General features: G+C 67.7%; 14 protein-coding genes. 10 read left to right on the top strand and 4 right to left on the bottom strand.

What is annotated here, in order from left to right; all coding sequences use genetic code 11:
- The first annotated feature begins 20 nt into the window (after positions 1 to 20).
- The 3 genes from ACFQI8_RS02795 (at position 21) to ACFQI8_RS02785 (ending at position 2,435) form a co-directional block, all read left to right on the top strand.
- The gene (locus tag ACFQI8_RS02795) at positions 21 to 1,055 is read left to right on the top strand and encodes a thiamine pyrophosphate-dependent dehydrogenase E1 component subunit alpha (protein WP_390242974.1); all 1,035 of its coding nucleotides are present in this window, start codon (positions 21 to 23) and stop codon (positions 1,053 to 1,055) included.
- On the top strand, positions 1,055 to 2,095 hold the full coding sequence (locus tag ACFQI8_RS02790) for an alpha-ketoacid dehydrogenase subunit beta (RefSeq protein ID WP_390242698.1): 1,041 nt from the start codon (positions 1,055 to 1,057) through the stop codon (positions 2,093 to 2,095). The genes ACFQI8_RS02795 and ACFQI8_RS02790 overlap by 1 nt, the downstream gene beginning before the upstream one ends.
- Before the next feature lie 79 nt (positions 2,096 to 2,174).
- A complete protein-coding gene (locus ACFQI8_RS02785) occupies positions 2,175 to 2,435 on the top strand; it encodes a lipoyl domain-containing protein (RefSeq protein ID WP_390242697.1) in 261 nt (86 codons plus the stop codon).
- An 18-nt stretch (positions 2,436 to 2,453) separates the two neighbouring features.
- Here the strand turns inward: ACFQI8_RS02785 and ppk1 are convergent, their stop codons facing one another.
- Together ppk1 and ACFQI8_RS02775 are read right to left on the bottom strand one after the other, a co-directional pair.
- Positions 2,454 to 4,688, bottom strand: coding sequence for a polyphosphate kinase 1 (ppk1, locus tag ACFQI8_RS02780; protein WP_390242696.1), 2,235 nt, complete (start codon positions 4,686 to 4,688; stop codon positions 2,454 to 2,456).
- A gap of 78 nt (positions 4,689 to 4,766) precedes the next feature.
- Positions 4,767 to 5,468 (bottom strand): metallophosphoesterase family protein, encoded by a 702-nt coding sequence (locus tag ACFQI8_RS02775; protein ID WP_390242695.1) that lies wholly within the window; start codon positions 5,466 to 5,468, stop codon positions 4,767 to 4,769.
- A 183-nt stretch (positions 5,469 to 5,651) separates the two neighbouring features.
- On the opposite strand from ACFQI8_RS02775, the gene map reads away from it, so the two are divergent.
- The 3 genes from map (at position 5,652) to ACFQI8_RS02760 (ending at position 8,204) form a co-directional block, all read left to right on the top strand.
- Complete coding sequence (gene map / locus ACFQI8_RS02770) at positions 5,652 to 6,542, top strand: type II methionyl aminopeptidase (protein ID WP_390242694.1); 891 nt, start codon at positions 5,652 to 5,654, stop codon at positions 6,540 to 6,542.
- A 78-nt stretch (positions 6,543 to 6,620) separates the two neighbouring features.
- Positions 6,621 to 7,187: an HIT family protein gene (locus tag ACFQI8_RS02765; protein WP_390242693.1), complete on the top strand. Its 567-nt coding sequence runs from the start codon at positions 6,621 to 6,623 to the stop codon at positions 7,185 to 7,187.
- Positions 7,188 to 7,268: 81 nt separating this feature from the next.
- Positions 7,269 to 8,204, top strand: coding sequence for a cation diffusion facilitator family transporter (locus ACFQI8_RS02760; RefSeq protein ID WP_390242692.1), 936 nt, complete (start codon positions 7,269 to 7,271; stop codon positions 8,202 to 8,204).
- A gap of 15 nt (positions 8,205 to 8,219) precedes the next feature.
- On the opposite strand, the gene ACFQI8_RS02755 is transcribed toward ACFQI8_RS02760, so the two are convergent.
- The gene (locus tag ACFQI8_RS02755) at positions 8,220 to 8,810 is read right to left on the bottom strand and encodes a S26 family signal peptidase (protein WP_390242691.1); all 591 of its coding nucleotides are present in this window, start codon (positions 8,808 to 8,810) and stop codon (positions 8,220 to 8,222) included.
- A gap of 84 nt (positions 8,811 to 8,894) precedes the next feature.
- Complete coding sequence (locus tag ACFQI8_RS02750; RefSeq protein WP_390242690.1) at positions 8,895 to 10,184, bottom strand: tRNA (N(6)-L-threonylcarbamoyladenosine(37)-C(2))-methylthiotransferase; 1,290 nt, start codon at positions 10,182 to 10,184, stop codon at positions 8,895 to 8,897.
- Between the two features lie 349 nt (positions 10,185 to 10,533).
- Here ACFQI8_RS02750 and tnpA point away from each other — a divergent pair, with 349 nt between their 5' ends.
- From tnpA to ACFQI8_RS02730, 4 genes are all read left to right on the top strand, one after another.
- On the top strand, positions 10,534 to 10,914 hold the full coding sequence (tnpA, locus tag ACFQI8_RS02745; protein ID WP_390242689.1) for an IS200/IS605 family transposase: 381 nt from the start codon (positions 10,534 to 10,536) through the stop codon (positions 10,912 to 10,914).
- A complete protein-coding gene (locus ACFQI8_RS02740) occupies positions 10,911 to 12,242 on the top strand; it encodes an RNA-guided endonuclease InsQ/TnpB family protein (protein WP_390242688.1) in 1,332 nt (443 codons plus the stop codon). Before tnpA ends, ACFQI8_RS02740 begins: the two co-directional genes overlap by 4 nt.
- 79 nt (positions 12,243 to 12,321) lie before the next feature.
- Positions 12,322 to 13,683 carry a PQQ-binding-like beta-propeller repeat protein gene (locus ACFQI8_RS02735; protein WP_390242687.1) on the top strand — a complete coding sequence of 454 codons (1,362 nt, stop codon included), beginning with the start codon at positions 12,322 to 12,324 and terminating at the stop codon, positions 13,681 to 13,683.
- The gene (locus ACFQI8_RS02730; RefSeq protein ID WP_390242686.1) at positions 13,680 to 14,900 is read left to right on the top strand and encodes an outer membrane protein assembly factor BamB family protein; all 1,221 of its coding nucleotides are present in this window, start codon (positions 13,680 to 13,682) and stop codon (positions 14,898 to 14,900) included. The genes ACFQI8_RS02735 and ACFQI8_RS02730 overlap by 4 nt, the downstream gene beginning before the upstream one ends.
- Positions 14,901 to 14,920: the final 20 nt, after the last annotated feature.

Here is a 14,920-nt window from a genome sequence, read left to right as displayed (position 1 = left end):
GTGTTACCGACCTACGGACGATGTACGAGCAGATGGTGACCGCTCGGCACTACGAGGAGCGACTGGTAGACGAGTACCTCGTGGGGAAACAGCCGGCGTTCGACATCTCGGCGGGACCGATTCCCGGCGAACTACACCTCGCGGCGGGCCATGAGGCGTCGGGCGCGGGCGTCTGCATCCACCTCCGTGACGACGACACGGTGACCGCGCCGCACCGACCGCACCACATCGCCATCGCGAAGGGCGTCGACCTCGAGCGCATGACGGCCGAGATTTTCGGGCGGAAGACGGGGCTGTCCCGCGGGAAAGGCGGCCACATGCATCTGTTCGACCCCGACGTGAACTTCGCGTGTTCGGGCATCATCGCGCAGGGCTGTCCGCCGGCGGTCGGCGCGGCGATGGCCGCGAAAAAGCGGAACACGGACGCCGTGGCCGTCGCCTTCCTCGGCGAGGGGGCTATCGACCAAGGTGGCTTCCTCGAATCGCTGAACCTCGCGGCGGTCCGCGACTTCCCGGTCGTCTTCGTCGTCGAGGACAACGACTGGGCCATCAGCATGCCCAAAGACCGCGTAACGGACGTACAGAACGGCGCACAGCGCGCCGACGGTTTCGACATGCCCGGCGTTCGCGTCGACTCCGACGACGCGATGGCGGTCTACGAGGCCGCGGACGAGGCCGTGATGCGCGCCCGCGACGGCAACGGGCCGACGCTCATCGAGGTACAGGTCCACCGCCGGATGGGCCACTTCATGGGCGACGCGGAAGGGTATCGCCCCGAGGCCGACATCGACCGCGCGAAACAGCGCGACTCCATCGAGCGACTCGCCGAGGACCTCCGCTCGCACGGCGTGACCGACGACGACATCGAGGAGATTCGAGAGCGCGCTCACGAGCGGGTCGAGGCGGCGATTTCGTGGGCGAAAGAACAGCCCGAACCCGAGCCGGCGGAGGCGTACGAGAACGTGTTCACGAACCCGCCGGCGCAGGCGGCGACGGACGGCGGGGCCGCGGCAGACGTGCCGGGCGACGACGGCGAGACGGGAGGTGACAACTGATGGCGACCGAATCACGAGACTACACGGAGGCGACCGAGACGGACCGCGAACTGACCATGAGCCGAGCGATGGTCGAGGCCATCGCGTGGGAGATGCGCGAGAACGAGGAGGTGTTCTACATGGGTGAGGACGTCGCCGACTACGGCGGCATCTTCTCCAGTACGACCGGCCTCTTAGACGAGTTCGGCCGCGACCGCGTGATGGACGTGCCCATCAGCGAGACGGCCTACCTCGGTGCGGCCGTCGGGGCCGCACAGGCGGGGATGCGACCGATTGCCGAGCTGATGTTCGTCGACTTCTTCGGCGTCGCCATGGACCAGATCTACAACAACATGGCGAAGAACACCTACATGAGCGGCGGCTCCGTTTCGGTGCCGATGGTGCTGACCACGGCCGTCGGCGGCACCTACAACGACGCCGGCCAGCACTCCCAGACGCTCTACGGCACCTTCGCCCACCTGCCGGGGATGAAAGTCGTCGTCCCCTCGACGGCCTACGACGCCAAGGGGCTGATGCACAGCGCCATCCGCGACGACGACCCGGTCGTCTACATGTTCCACAAGCGCCTGATGGGCCTCGGCTGGATGCCGTCGCCCTCGGGCCCGAAGACCGGCGTCCCCGAGGAGGACTACGCGATTCCGTTCGGCGAGGCCGACGTGAAGCGCCCCGGCGACGACGTGACCGTCGTCACCCTCGGTCTACACGTCCACCGGGCGATGGAGGCCGCAGAACAGCTCGACGACGACGGCATCGACGCCGAGGTCATCGACCTCCGGACGCTCGTGCCGCTCGACACCGAGACGGTGCTCGACTCGGTCCGCAAGACCGGGAAACTCCTCGTCGTCGACGAGGACTACCAGTCGTTCGGCGTGACGGGCGAAATCGTCGCGCGGGCCGCCGAGGGCGCGCTGGACGACCTCTCGGCAGTCAAGCGCCTCGCCATCCCGGACGTGCCGATTCCCTACGCCCGCTCGCTCGAAGACGAGGTCAACCCCGGTACCGACGACATCGCGGCGGCCGTCCGCGAACTCCACGAATGACCGGGACGCTCGGCGCAAACGGTGGCGGGGGCGGACGCAGGGAGAGAGCCGGAGACGGGGACAGCCGCGGAGGCGGGCGATGACCGACGCCGTCGACGTGAACTCGGCGGACTCGTGGCCCGACGACGCCGACGACGTGGCCGAGGGCTACCTCGCCAACTGGTTCGTCCGCGAGGGGTCGGCGGTCGACGAGGGCGAGACGCTCTGCGAGATACAGGTCGAGAAGGTGAGCATCGACGTGGCCGCGCCGACGACGGGGACGGTCGCGGAGCGGCTCGTCGGCGAGGGCGACGACTTCGCTCGCGGCGACGTGCTCGCGCGGGTGCAACCGAGCGCCTGACTCGGACTCGGTTGTGCTTCAGTTGTCGCCCGCCCGGTACGCCTCGCCGAGCGCCCGGTCCATCAGCTCTCGGTGGGCCTCTCGGACCCGCTCGCCGTCGCGGGGGCGACGCTGTTCGTACCGACCGTCGGCGTCCATCACCCAGCGCCGGCGGTTGTCCGACAGGAGCGCGTCGAGCACGGCGTCGAGTTCGGCGCGGTGGTCGGGGTCCTCGACCGGCGCGACGGCCTCGACTCGCCGGTCGAGATTGCGGGTCATCCAGTCCGCGGAGCCGACGTAGTAGTCGGGGTCGCCGTCGTTTTCGAAGTAGAAGAGTCGTGAGTGTTCGAGGAAGCGGCCGACGACGCTCGACACCGAGACGTTCTCCGAGAGCCCGTCGATGCCGGGTCTGAGCCGACAGATGCCGCGGACCACGAGGTCGATGTCGACGCCGGCCATCGACGCCTCGTACAGTTCGCGGACCATCTCGGGGTCTTCGAGGGAGTTCATCTTGGCGACGATGCGGGCGTCGCGGCCGGCGCGGGCGTGGTCGGCCTCCCGGCGGACGAGTCGGGTCATCTCCTCGCGGAGGTTCGTCGGCGCGACCAGCAGTTTCCGGTAGGTCTCGGCCCGCGAGTGGCCGGTGAAGAAGTTGAACAGGCGCACGAGGTCGTGGCCGATGTCCGGGTCGGCGGTGAACAGTCCGAGGTCGGTGTAGAGCTTCGCGGTCTGGGAGTGGTAGTTGCCGGTGGCGACGTGTGAGTACAGTCGCACCTCGTCGCCGTCCTCGCGGACGACGAGCGCGGTCTTCGTGTGCGTCTTCAGCCCGACGGTGCCGTAGGCGACGTGGATGCCCTCCTCTTCGAGGCGGCGGACCCATCGGAGGTTGTTCTCCTCGTCGAACCGCGCTTTGAGTTCGACCATCACCGCGACCTGCTTGCCGTTGTTCGCGGCCTCGATGAGCGTCTCGATGACCTCGGAGTCCGGCGCGGTCCGGTAGATTGTGGCCTTGATTGCCAGCACGTCGGGGTCGGCCGCGGCGGCCGCGAGGAACGTTCCGACGGTGCCCGTAAACGAGTGGTACGGATGGTGGACGAGCACGTCCTTCCGGTCGATTTCGCCGAACACCGACTCGGGGTCGTCGGCCGAGCGACCGGCGAACCGCGGGTGGGGCTGGGGCGTCCACGGCGCGACTTCGAGCGCCGGGCGGTCGAGGTCGAAAAGCGACGTGAGCGCCCCGTAGTCCAGCGGCAGGTCGCGCTCGAACACCTCGGGGTCGTCCACGCCGAGCTGTTCCGCGAGCAGGTCGCGGACGGCCTCGGGCGTCCCCGACTCGACCTCCAAGCGGACCACCGTGGCGAACCGGCGCTGGCGGAGCACGTCCTCTATCATCGTGATGAGCCCCTCTGCGACCTCCTCGTTGCGGCGGACTTCGGCGTTCCGCGTCACCCTGAACGCGGAGGTGTCGACGACCTCGACGTTCGTGAACAACAGGTCGATGTTGCGCTCGATGACGGCCACGAGCGGGACGAACCTGACGGGCGCGGAGGCGGCGGACTCCGCCGTCCCGTCCGCGTCGCCGACGCGCTCGTCCACGTTGACGAGTCGCGGGCGGTTGCCGGGGACCTTGACCCGCGAGAGCTTCGTCGGCTCGTCGTCGCCCTCCGTCGTGCGGACCGCGAGCGACAGCGAGAGGTTCGAGATGAACGGGAACGGATGGGCCGGCTCGAACGTCAGGGGCGTGAGCGTCGGCAGGACCGAGGCCTCGAAGTAGTCGCGGAGGGCCGCCCGCTCGTCGGGCGCGAGGTCATCGTAGCCGACGATTTCGATGCCGGCGTCGGCGAGCGCGGGCCGGACGAGGTCGTGGAAGCAGGCGGACTGCCGGTCGAGCAGGTCGCGGGCGCGGTCGAGAACGAGCGACCACTGCCGGTTCGGGGTCCGGCCGTCGGGAGAGCGTTCGCTCACGTCCGCGGCCATCTGCTGTTTCAGGCCGCCGACGCGCTTCATGAAGAACTCGTCGAGGTTCGAGGTGAGAATCGAGAGGAAGTTGACGCGCTCGAAAAGCGGGTTGCGGTCGTCTATCGCCTCGTGGAGGACGCGCTCGTGGAAGGCGAGTTCGCTGAGTTCGCGGTTGAGATACAGCGCGGGGTCGGTGAGGTCGGCGTCGGCCGGCTCCGACGCGTCTTCATCGCGCTCGCGGGCGCGGACCGGCGCGGTCGACTGACCGGCGTGCCGGCCCTGCGAGTCGCCGCCGCGAGGGTCGTCGTCGGACATGTGCTGAGTGGAGATGGTTCGCCGGCGGCCTTGAGTCCGCCGCCTCGGCCGTCGCTCCCACCTTCGCCGCGGCGGGGGTCAGACCAGCGCGGGCTGGCGCGGTTCGAGAACCTTCGAGTCCTTTCGCGACTCGTGGGTGACCTCGGAGTCGACGGCGACGAGTTCGTCGGCGTGGAGGTCGTACGCCGTCAGCGCGCCGCCGTAGACCGCGCCCGTGTCGAGGCCCATCGCGTGCTTGAACACGGCCGGGTGGGCCATGACCGTGTGGCCGAAGAAGACGCGCTCGGGGCCTTCGTAGTGTTCGAACCAAAAGGGGCCGTCGTAGCTGTCGCCGGGGTTCATCGCCCGGGTGTTTTCGAGGGCGTCGACGTCGTGTTCGTCGAGCGGCTTCTCGGGGTGGACGCCGCCGTGAACGACGATGGCCCCGTCCCACGTGATGGCGACCGGGAGGTCAGAAATCCATTCGAGGTCGTCGTCGGTCAGCGCGTCTATCTCCTTCGTGCCGCGGATGAGTTTCTCCTCGTTGTTGCCGCGGACGGTCAGGAAGTTGTCGCGCTCGCGGACGTAGTCCACGACGCCCTTGCTGTCGGGACCCTTCCGCACGAGGTCGCCGACGAAGACGACGAGGTCGTCCTCGGACGGATCGAGCCGGTCGACGAGGCGTTCGAGCGCCGGCAGACACCCGTGTACGTCGCCGACGACGTACACGTCGTCCCAGTGGTCGATGTCGACTCGAAGGTGTTGGTCGGCGACGTCGGGGTGGAAGGATGGGACACTCATTGGAAACGTTCTCTCCTGTTTCTGAACACGTCTACCTAAGAAAGGGTTGCTAGTTTCGAACTGTTGTGCTATATAGACACGGAAGTCACACTCTCGCACACCGAGCGAGCCGGGAGCGACGGCTCGCTTTCGGTCGCCGGCTATCCCGCAATCGCTTTCCGACGCGGCCGCGAAGTCGCGGCCATGAGCATCGGACCCCTCGACGACGAGACGGTCGAGAAGTATCGAGAGGCAGGGGAGGTCCTCCGCACGGTGATAGACGAGTCGGCCGAGATGGTCGAACCCGGCGTCACCCACCTCGAAGTCGCCGAACACGCCGAAGCGCGCATCCGCGAACTCGCCGACGGCTGTGCCTTCCCGGTCAACATCAGCGTCAACGAGGAGGCGTCGCACGCCAGCCCCGGCCGCGACGACGACACCGTGTTCGGCGAGGACATGGTCTGTCTCGACGTCGGCGTCCACGTCGACGGCTACATCGCCGACTCCGCCGTGACCGTCGACCTCTCGGGCAACGACGAGCTCGTCGAGTCCGCAGAGGAGGCGCTCGACGCCGCCCTCGACATGGTCGAAGCGGGCGCGCACACCGGGAAAATCGGCGCGGAAATCGAGGACGTGATTCGCGGGTACGGCTACACGCCCGTCCTCAACCTCTCGGGCCACGGCGTCGAGCAGTGGGACGCCCACACTGACCCGACCATCCCGAACCGCGGCGCAGAGCGCGGCGTCGAACTCGAAGTCGGCGACGTGGTCGCTATCGAGCCGTTCGCCACCGACGGCACCGGCAAGGTCAGCGAGGGGTCGAAAAACGAGATTTACAGCCTCGTCAACGACCGCTCGGTCCGCGACCGCATGTCGCGCAAACTGCTCGACGAGGTGCGCGAGAAGTACAAACTGCTCCCCTTCGCGGCCCGCTGGTTCGAGGGCGGTCGCTCCGAGATGGCCATCCGCCGGCTCGAACAGCAGGGCATCCTCCGCGGCTACCCCGTCCTGAAAGAGGAAGACGGCGCGCTGGTCGGACAGGCCGAAGACACCATCATCGTCACCGAAGACGGCTACGAGAACCTCACGCGGTAGTCGGGTCGGATGCGGTCGGAGCCGGCACCGACCGCCCGAGACCGAAACGGCTTGCCCGTCCGGTCCCGTTGGGCCGCCATGGACCAGCTGTTCGCCCCGTGGCGCATCGAGTGGGTCGCCCGCGACGACGACCAAGACGCCGACAGCGACGACCCGGACGACGACCGCTGTCCCTTCTGTGCGCTCCCCGAGCGCGACGACGACCGAGAGAGCAAAATCGTCGCCCGCTCTCCGCACTCGTTCGTCATCCTGAACAACTACCCCTACGCGCCGGGTCACGTCATGGTCATCCCCTCGCGCCACACCGGCGAGTTCGCCGCCCTCTCGGACGCGGAACTCCTCGACCACGCCCGGCTCAAGTCGAAGACGCTCGCGGCGTTAGACGCCGCCTTCGACCCCGACGGCTGTAACGCGGGCGAGAACCTCGGCGGGTCGGCCGCCGGCGGCTCCATCGACGACCACCTCCACACACACGTCGTCCCGCGGTGGAACGGCGACACGAACTTCATGCCGGTCATCTCCGACACGAAAGTGCTCGTGCAGGCGCTCGACGACTCCTACGACGAGCTTCACGAGGCGTTCGCCGGGCTCGACGGCGCGGTCGTCGACGGCGACGACGACGCGGTTCGCTTCGAATTAGACTGACTCTAAAACTCACGTCGAGTGCGTCTAATAGGCCGCTTCGGCCCGAAGCGCATTTGAACCCCACTCCCGAAAGTCACAGTAATGGAGCGGAAACGGGCCATCCGTCGGGTCGGATTCGTCGTCCTCGCGGCGAACGTGCTTCTCGTCGTCGGGAAGGGCGGCGTGTGGTGGACGACCGGGAGTCTGGCCCTCGGGTCCGAGGCGGTCAACAGCCTCTCAGACGCGGTCTACAGCACCATCATCCTCGGCGGTCTCTACCTGACGACGAAGCCGCCGGACTGGGAACACCCCCACGGCCACGAGCGCATCGAGCCGTTCGTCTCGCTTTTCGTCGCGGTCGGCATCTTCGCCGCCGGCGGGGCGATTCTGTGGCAGAGCACGACCACTATCCTCGCGGGGACCTACGGCGGGGCCGCGGGGACGCTCGGCGTCGTCGTCCTCGTCATCGCGGCGGCGGCCAAGTACGTTCTCTACCGCTACTGCTACTCCGTCGGCCGCGAGCAGAACTCGCCCGCGCTCGTCGCCGCCGGCGTCGACAACCGAAACGACATCCTCACCGCCGGCGCGGCGCTCGTCGGCGTGGTCGGCGGCCAGTTCGGCTACCCCATCTTGGACCCGCTGGCCGCGATGGTCGTCTCCATCGGCATCGTCTACACCGGCTACGAAATCGTCCGCGACAACGTGAACTACCTCGTCGGGGCCGCCCCGCCGGAGTACCTCCGGGCGCTCATCGTCCAGACCGCGCTGTCGCACCCGGACGTTCACGGCGCGCACGACGTGGTCGCCCACTACGTCGGCCCCGAAATCGACGTGAGCCTGCACATCGAGGTCGAAGGCGACATGACGATTACCGAGGCCCACGACATCGAGACGTGGATCGTGCAGGCGATTCGGAACATCGACGATGTCGACGACGTGTTCGTCCACATCGACCCGCGGGAGCTCGGCGAGTGGAAGGAAGACGACGAGACGGACCGCTACACCATGTTCTCGCCCGACGGCGGCGACGCCCGCTGACGCGCCGGGATTCCCTCAAAGCAGTTTCTGGACTTCCAGCCGTAGCTCACCGAGATACGGCACGTGGAACTGGCCTTTCGCCCGGACCCAGTCGGGTCGGACGGGCGAGGCGATGCCCCTCGCCTGGTCGTAGTAGTCGTTGTCGTCGCCGCGGGTGACGTAGCCGGCGTGCGGCGCGGGGCAGTGCAGGAGTTCGGCACAGGAATCCGCGCCGTCCACGTACGAGTCGTCGGCCCGGTCGTACCAGTTCTCGCCGTCCTCGACCCGGAAGACCGCGCGGTGGATGATGGGCGAACCGTCGCGCGACGGCGCGTCGTAGACGACGACGTCACCCGGCCCGCCGAGCCGCCCGTAGCCCTCGCTCGCGTTGGCCGTGACAATGCCGTACTCGTCGGCCGCGGGGCCGTCGTAGCGACTCTCCGCGGTCACGACGACGAGGTCGCCGCGTTCGAGGGTCGGTTGCATGCTCCCGCTTTCGACGGCGACCATCGGGGGCCACACGCCGCTCACCGCGAAGAGCATCGCGCCGACCGCGGCGACGATGGCGACCGTCTCCAGCGCGTCTCTCGCGAACGCTCGGGCCGCCGATTGACTGTCGTCTGACACGGGTGCTGTAATCTGGCGCGTCGCTATCAATCTTGTTGCCCGCCTCGGCCACAAACAGCGATGCGAGCCGCCGCGGAGCCGGGGTCAGGCGACCGTCGGCTCCCGCGGTTCGGGCTGTGCGTCGACCGGCTCGGCGAAGGCGTAGACGGTCTGGTGGGCGGTCACCTTCACGCGGGCGAAGTCGCCGGGTTCGAGACCGTGTTCGGTGGCGTTCTGGACGATAATCTGGCGGTAGGCCTCGTCGCGGCACTTCACGGAGTCGCCGGTGCCCTCCTCGACGACGAGCACGTCGCGCTCCGTGCCGACCATCTCGTCGTAGGCGGCGGCGACGATGTCCATCTTCGCCTCGGACATCTCCTTGGAGCGCTCCTTTTTGAGCGTCCCGCCGAGCCCCTTCAGGTCCGCGGCGTCGGTGCCGGGGCGCTTCGAGAAGCGCGTGACGTTGACCTTCTCGGGGCGAATCTCGCGGAGCAGTTCCATCGACCGCTCGTGGTCCTCGTCGGTCTCGGTCGGGTAGCCGACGATGAAGTCCGTCGAGAGCGTCCAGTACGCCAGTTCACGGTCGAACGTCTCCACGATGTCGCGGAACTTGTCGACGCGGTGCTGGCGGCGCATGTGTTCGAGCACCTCGTCGGAGCCCGACTGCACCGGCGCGTGGATGAAGTTGTAGAGCTTGTCGTGTTCGGCGAACACGTCGGCGAGTTCCTCGCGGATGCCGTGGACGCCGCCGGGGTTGGCCATGCCGACGCGGACGCGGAACTCGCCGTCGATTTCGGTGCAGATGCGGTCCAGTAGCTCGGGGAGCTTTCGGTCGCCCTCGTCCCAGCCGTAGACGCCGGTGTCCTGCCCCGTGATGCGGAGTTCCTTCGCGCCGGCGTGGACGAGCGCTCGCGCCTTCTCGACGTTCTCGTCGACCGAGGGCGAATCGACCCGACCGGTAGCGAACTTCGTGATGCAGTACGAGCAGTTCGACATACAGCCGCGGGCGATGGGCAGGATGCCGACGACGCCGTCCAAGACGGGCTCGACGCCGGGGCCGGGGGTCGGACACTCGCCGTTTGTGACGGCGGTCGGCACGTCGTCCCAGTGGAGAATCTGGGCGTCGATGCCCTCCTCGCGGAAGTCGTTGCCCTGTGCGAGCGCCATACAGCCCGTGATGATGAGGTCCGCCGTCTCCGCCTCCAGCTCTTTGGCCCGACGGAGCATGTTCCGCTCCGTCTTCTCCACGACCGTACAGGTGTTCATGATGGCGACATCGGCCTCCTCGGGCCCGTCGACGCGGTAGTGCCCGGCGTCGCGGAGCGCGCTCTCGATGGTGCGGCTCTCGCCGCGGTTCGAGGTACAGCCGTATGTCTCGATGTGGTATCGGGCCATTCGGTTACCCCACATACCGGGTCAGCGGGCAAAAACGCCGCGGTCTCCCCCGAGACTGCCGGCGTCCGCGTCCCGTGATAGCGCCTCACGGGACTCGCCTACGCGCTCCGCGAGCGTCTCGCTCCGCACCTCGTGCACCTCGCCGTTGCCTCCGCACGCACGAACACGGCCGACGGTGCGCTCAACGGACTCGTCGGCACGACGCTCGGCGCGATTATGGAAAATTCGAGGCGAAAGCCTCGCCTTTCAGGGCGGGGATGAAGCCGACCAACAGTATTCAACCGCCGTCGATGACATAGACGGGGTTCCAACGCAATTTTAAGCCGTCCGACCGTGATAGTATGCATAGATGGTGAAGAGTACCCGTCACGCGAAATACGAACTCTACTACCACATAGTGTTCGTGCCGAAATACAGGCGCTCGCACCTGACGGAGAAGACGAAAGAACGTCTCGAAACCATCTTCGCGGAAATCTGTGAGGACAAAGGCCTCGAACTGGCCGAGTCCGAGGTCATGCCCGACCACGTCCACCTGTTCATCGGGAGTCCGCCCAAGAACGCCCCGTCCCTCATCGTCAACTGGGTCAAGGGCATCTCGGCGCGGAAGTATAACCAGCGGTACGACGACCACGTGAAGTGGACTCGTTCCTATTACGTCGGTACCGCGGGTAGTGACTCGAAGGGTGCTGTCGAACAGTACATCGCTGAACAGGAGGGTGGCGACGAATGAAGCGCGTCAACACCTTCGAGGTGGTTCCACAGACCGAGAACGACAAAGAGTGCCTTCTACGGCTCCTTGACGCCTCCGCCTCCCTGTGGAACGAACTCACCTACGAACGTCGTCAGAACTACTTCGGTGACGGCAACGTGTGGGACACCTCCGAGTACCGTGGACAGTACAACGGCGTCGTCGGAAGCGCGACCGTCCAACAGGTCACGCGCAAGAACAGCGAAGCGTGGCGGTCGTTCTTTGCCCTCAAGGAGAAAGGCGAGTACGCCAACCCACCATCGTACTGGGGCAACGAAGAGGACGGACGCGAACTCCGGATCTACATCCGATGCAACCAGTACACGATTGAGTGGGGGAAGCGTAGTCGTCTCGAAATCCCTGTCGGCCAAGAACTGAAAGACGACTACGGAGTCGGCTACCACGAACGACTCCGCCTCGAAGTCCGAGGCAACCCGAAGTGGGACGGCAAACAGGGTCGTCTGGAACTTGAGTACGACGAGGAGAGCGACACGTTCAGGGCTTTCCAACCAGTCACCGTACCTGATTCTCGACTGGATTCACCACTGGCTTCTCACGAAGCCGCCCTCGACGTTGGCGCAAACAATCTCGTCGCGTGTTCCACGACTACTGGGAACCAGTACCTCTACGACGGTCGGGAGTTGTTCGGACGGTTCCGCAAGACGACTGACGAAATCGCCCGCCTACAGTCGAAATTGCCCGAGAGATGGAGTCTCTCGGAATCACGGAAGACGGAGTCTTCCGGACGACTCCGAGAGGGACGCTACTCCTCGAATCGGATTCGACAGCTGTACCGACAGCGGACGAAACGCCGTGACCACGCACGGAACGCGCTGGTGCGCGACCTCGTTGGACGACTGTACGACGAGGGCGTGGCGACGGTGTACGTAGGCGACTTGACCGAGGTGCTGAAAACGCACTGGTCGGCCAGGGTGAACGAGAAAACGCACAACTTCTGGGCGTTCAAGAAGTTCATCCACCGTCTCGCGTGTGTCTGTGAGGAGTACGGCATCAGCCTCGAAGCCGAGTCGGAAGCGTGGACGAGTCAGACGTGTCCTGAGTGTGGTGACCACGAGGAGACGGTTCGCCACGGGGACACGCTGACGTGTCCGTGCGGATTCGAGGGGCACGCCGACCTCACGGCATCAGAGACGTTCCTTCGAGAAAACAGCGATACGGAAGTCAGGCCGATGGCACGGCCCGTGCGATTCGAGTGGGACGACCACAACTGGTCGGGGAAACCACACCCTCACGAAAGTCCCAAAGAAGTGCGCACAAACCCGAAAGTTGCCTCCGTGGAATCGGCATAGCCGAACCCCCAACGGAGGAATCCTCGCGCTTTAGCGCGGGGAGGATGTCAATTGTCACGGTGTTGTGCAGTTGTGGTCGATGCGTTCCCGCAGGACACACCCCGAGTCGCCCTCCGCCCACGACTCGGCCGCGACCGACGGTGTCGCTTCGTCCGCCGCTCGCAGTTCGCCTTCCCCCGCCGGCACCAACACCCGCCGCGGCGCGCTTCGCCTGCTCGGGGCGGGCGCGGTCGCCGGCCTTGCCGGATGCCTCGGAAGTGACGGCGGACAGGCGGACGACGACTTCCCCGAGGGGGTCCGCTTCGACCGCGGCTGGCCGACCTACGCCCACGACGACGCCAACACCGCGTTTCTCCGCGAGGGCACCGCCATCGCTGAGCCGACTATCGAGTACGAACCCGACTTCGCGATGGATTCCACCGAGCCCGTCGCCGCCGACGGGGTGGGCTACACGCCCGGCGACCCGGTGCGAGCAATCGACCCGGCCGCCGGCGAGGAGTTGTGGGCCGCACAGGGCGAGAGCTGGACCGCGCCGGTCGTCCTCGACGGCGTCGTCTACTCGCTCGGTGTGACGGTCCACGGTCCGAACCGACTCGCGCTCTACCGCGCCCGGACCGGTCGGGAGTTCCGAACCATCGAACTCCCCGGCCGCCCGCGGACGCCGCCGGCGTTCTCCAACGACCGCGAGACGCTGTTTCTCGGCCTCGACGACGAGCGCGTCTGCGCGGTCGACATCGACGCCGCCGAGGTCAGGTGGACGCGGTCGCTGTTCGGCGCGGTCCGGCGTCCCCTCGCGGTCAACCTCCACTCGATTTTCGTGGTCACCGAGGGACAGCGGCTCTACTGCCTCGGAACTGACGGACGTGCCCGCTGGCAGGTCCCGACCGAGACGGTCGAAGCCGTCGCGCCGGTCGTCGGCGACGAGCGGGTGTACATCGCCGGCTGGGACCGCATCGCCGCGCTCGAACGGCGGAACGGCGACGTGGTCTGGGAGGACGACCGCGGCGTCCACGAGCGCCTCGCGTTCGACGGCGAGCGCCTCTACGCCGTCCGCGGGTCGCTCCGGGCGCTCGACAGCGCGACCGGCGCGGAGCGGTGGCGCTACAACCCGGACGAGACCGTCTCCGCCGCGAGCATCGTCGGCGACACGGTCTACGTCGGCACGGGACGCGGCGAACTCGTCGCTCTGAACCGGACCGACGGCGGCGGCCCCTTCGGCGACCGGGAGCGCTGGTCGATGTCGCTCGGCCGCAACGTCGGCCACTCGCTGGCCGCGACCGACCGCCGGGTGTTCTGCCCGCTCGTCCGCGACGACGGCCTGTTCAGCCTGTCTGTCGTCGGTGACGCCGACGCCGACGAGTCGACCGCGGGGGCGACCGCGTCCGCGGGAACAACCGCGACTGCGGGGACGACCGCAGACGCTGGAGGGTCGGAGTCGTGACGCGACCCGACACGGGGCTATCGAGACGGGCGTTCCTCGGAGCCATCGGAACCGGCGCAGTCGCCGGTCTCGCGGGCTGTGTCGGCGGCGACGAGGGGTCCACGGGCGACGGCCGCGCCGACTGGCCGCACCCGTACTTCTCCCCCGAGGGGACGGGCTACAACCCCCGCGCGACCGGTCCGGTCTCGAAGCCGAGCGAGTCGTGGGGCGTCGAGGTGAGCGGTATCGAACTGGCGCGCCCGGTCGCGTTCGACGAGACGGTGTACCTCGCGACAAGCGAGCGTCTCCGGGCGTTTTCCGTCGCCGACGGCACCGAGCTATGGTCGGTCGAAAGCGGCCCACAGAGCGGGTTCCGCTCGTCTGTGACGGTCGACTCGGAGCGCGTCTACGTCGGCCACGTCGGGGCCAGAACCGGCGTGTTCGCGTACACCCACGACGGCGAGGAAGCGTGGCACGCGACGACCGAGTCGAGCGTCTGGGCACCCGTCGTCCGACCCGAACCGGACCGCGACCACCTCTACGCCTCCGACACCGCAGGGAACCTCTCCCGCGTCCGCGCCAGCGACGGGACCGTCGAGTGGCGCGAGGAGGTGTTCGGCCCGGTTCGGGCCCTCGCGGCCCGGTACGACACCGTCGTCGCGGGCACGGAAGGCGGTGAGGTGGTCACGTTCCAAGACGAGGGCGTCGAGCGCGGCGCGACCGGGCGGTGGCGAACCAAACTCCCCGGCGGGGTGCAAGCGCTCGCGGTCGCCGGGTCGGACGACGTGTTCGCGGGGTTCTTCGGCGCGGGCGTCGCCCGGCTCAGAGGCGGCCTCCGCGCCGGTGCCGTGGACTGGCACCGCGAGGGGCCCTCCCCGCACGGTTCGCTCGTCGTCGGTCCCCGGCGCGTCTTTTCGACCGACGGGGCCGGTCTCGACGCCTTCGACAGGCGCGCCGGCTCTCCCGCGTGGCAGGCCGGCGACGACTTCTTCGCCCCGCCCGCCGGTGCCGGCGACACCGTCTTCGCCTCGGATACGAGCGACGACGGCGGGGTCGTCGCCTACGACGCGGGGGGTGGCGTCGGCCTCGACGACACTCGCGTCGGGGCCGTGCGCTGGCGATACGACCTCTCGGGACGCGCGCTGACCGGGCCGACGCCCGCCCACGACGCGCTGTTCGTCGTCGAATCGGGCGGCGGCGACGACCCGCGACGACTCGTCGCGTTGCGAGCCGAGTAAGGGAGCGGTTTAGGAGGTTC

The organism is Haloferax chudinovii, from assembly GCF_042663345.1.
GTDB lineage: Archaea > Halobacteriota > Halobacteria > Halobacteriales > Haloferacaceae > Haloferax > Haloferax chudinovii.
This window is presented reverse-complemented; position numbering and strand designations above follow the sequence as displayed.

Coding starts and splice junctions, on each gene's coding strand:
- ACFQI8_RS02795 (WP_390242974.1), top strand. CDS start 21: ATGTACGAGCAGATGGTGACCGCTCGGCACTACGAGGAGCGACTGGTA.
- ACFQI8_RS02790 (WP_390242698.1), top strand. CDS start 1,055: ATGGCGACCGAATCACGAGACTACACGGAGGCGACCGAGACGGACCGC.
- ACFQI8_RS02785 (WP_390242697.1), top strand. CDS start 2,175: ATGACCGACGCCGTCGACGTGAACTCGGCGGACTCGTGGCCCGACGAC.
- ppk1 (WP_390242696.1), bottom strand. CDS start 4,688: ATGTCCGACGACGACCCTCGCGGCGGCGACTCGCAGGGCCGGCACGCC.
- ACFQI8_RS02775 (WP_390242695.1), bottom strand. CDS start 5,468: ATGAGTGTCCCATCCTTCCACCCCGACGTCGCCGACCAACACCTTCGA.
- map (WP_390242694.1), top strand. CDS start 5,652: ATGAGCATCGGACCCCTCGACGACGAGACGGTCGAGAAGTATCGAGAG.
- ACFQI8_RS02765 (WP_390242693.1), top strand. CDS start 6,621: ATGGACCAGCTGTTCGCCCCGTGGCGCATCGAGTGGGTCGCCCGCGAC.
- ACFQI8_RS02760 (WP_390242692.1), top strand. CDS start 7,269: ATGGAGCGGAAACGGGCCATCCGTCGGGTCGGATTCGTCGTCCTCGCG.
- ACFQI8_RS02750 (WP_390242690.1), bottom strand. CDS start 10,184: ATGGCCCGATACCACATCGAGACATACGGCTGTACCTCGAACCGCGGC.
- tnpA (WP_390242689.1), top strand. CDS start 10,534: ATGGTGAAGAGTACCCGTCACGCGAAATACGAACTCTACTACCACATA.
- ACFQI8_RS02740 (WP_390242688.1), top strand. CDS start 10,911: ATGAAGCGCGTCAACACCTTCGAGGTGGTTCCACAGACCGAGAACGAC.
- ACFQI8_RS02735 (WP_390242687.1), top strand. CDS start 12,322: ATGCGTTCCCGCAGGACACACCCCGAGTCGCCCTCCGCCCACGACTCG.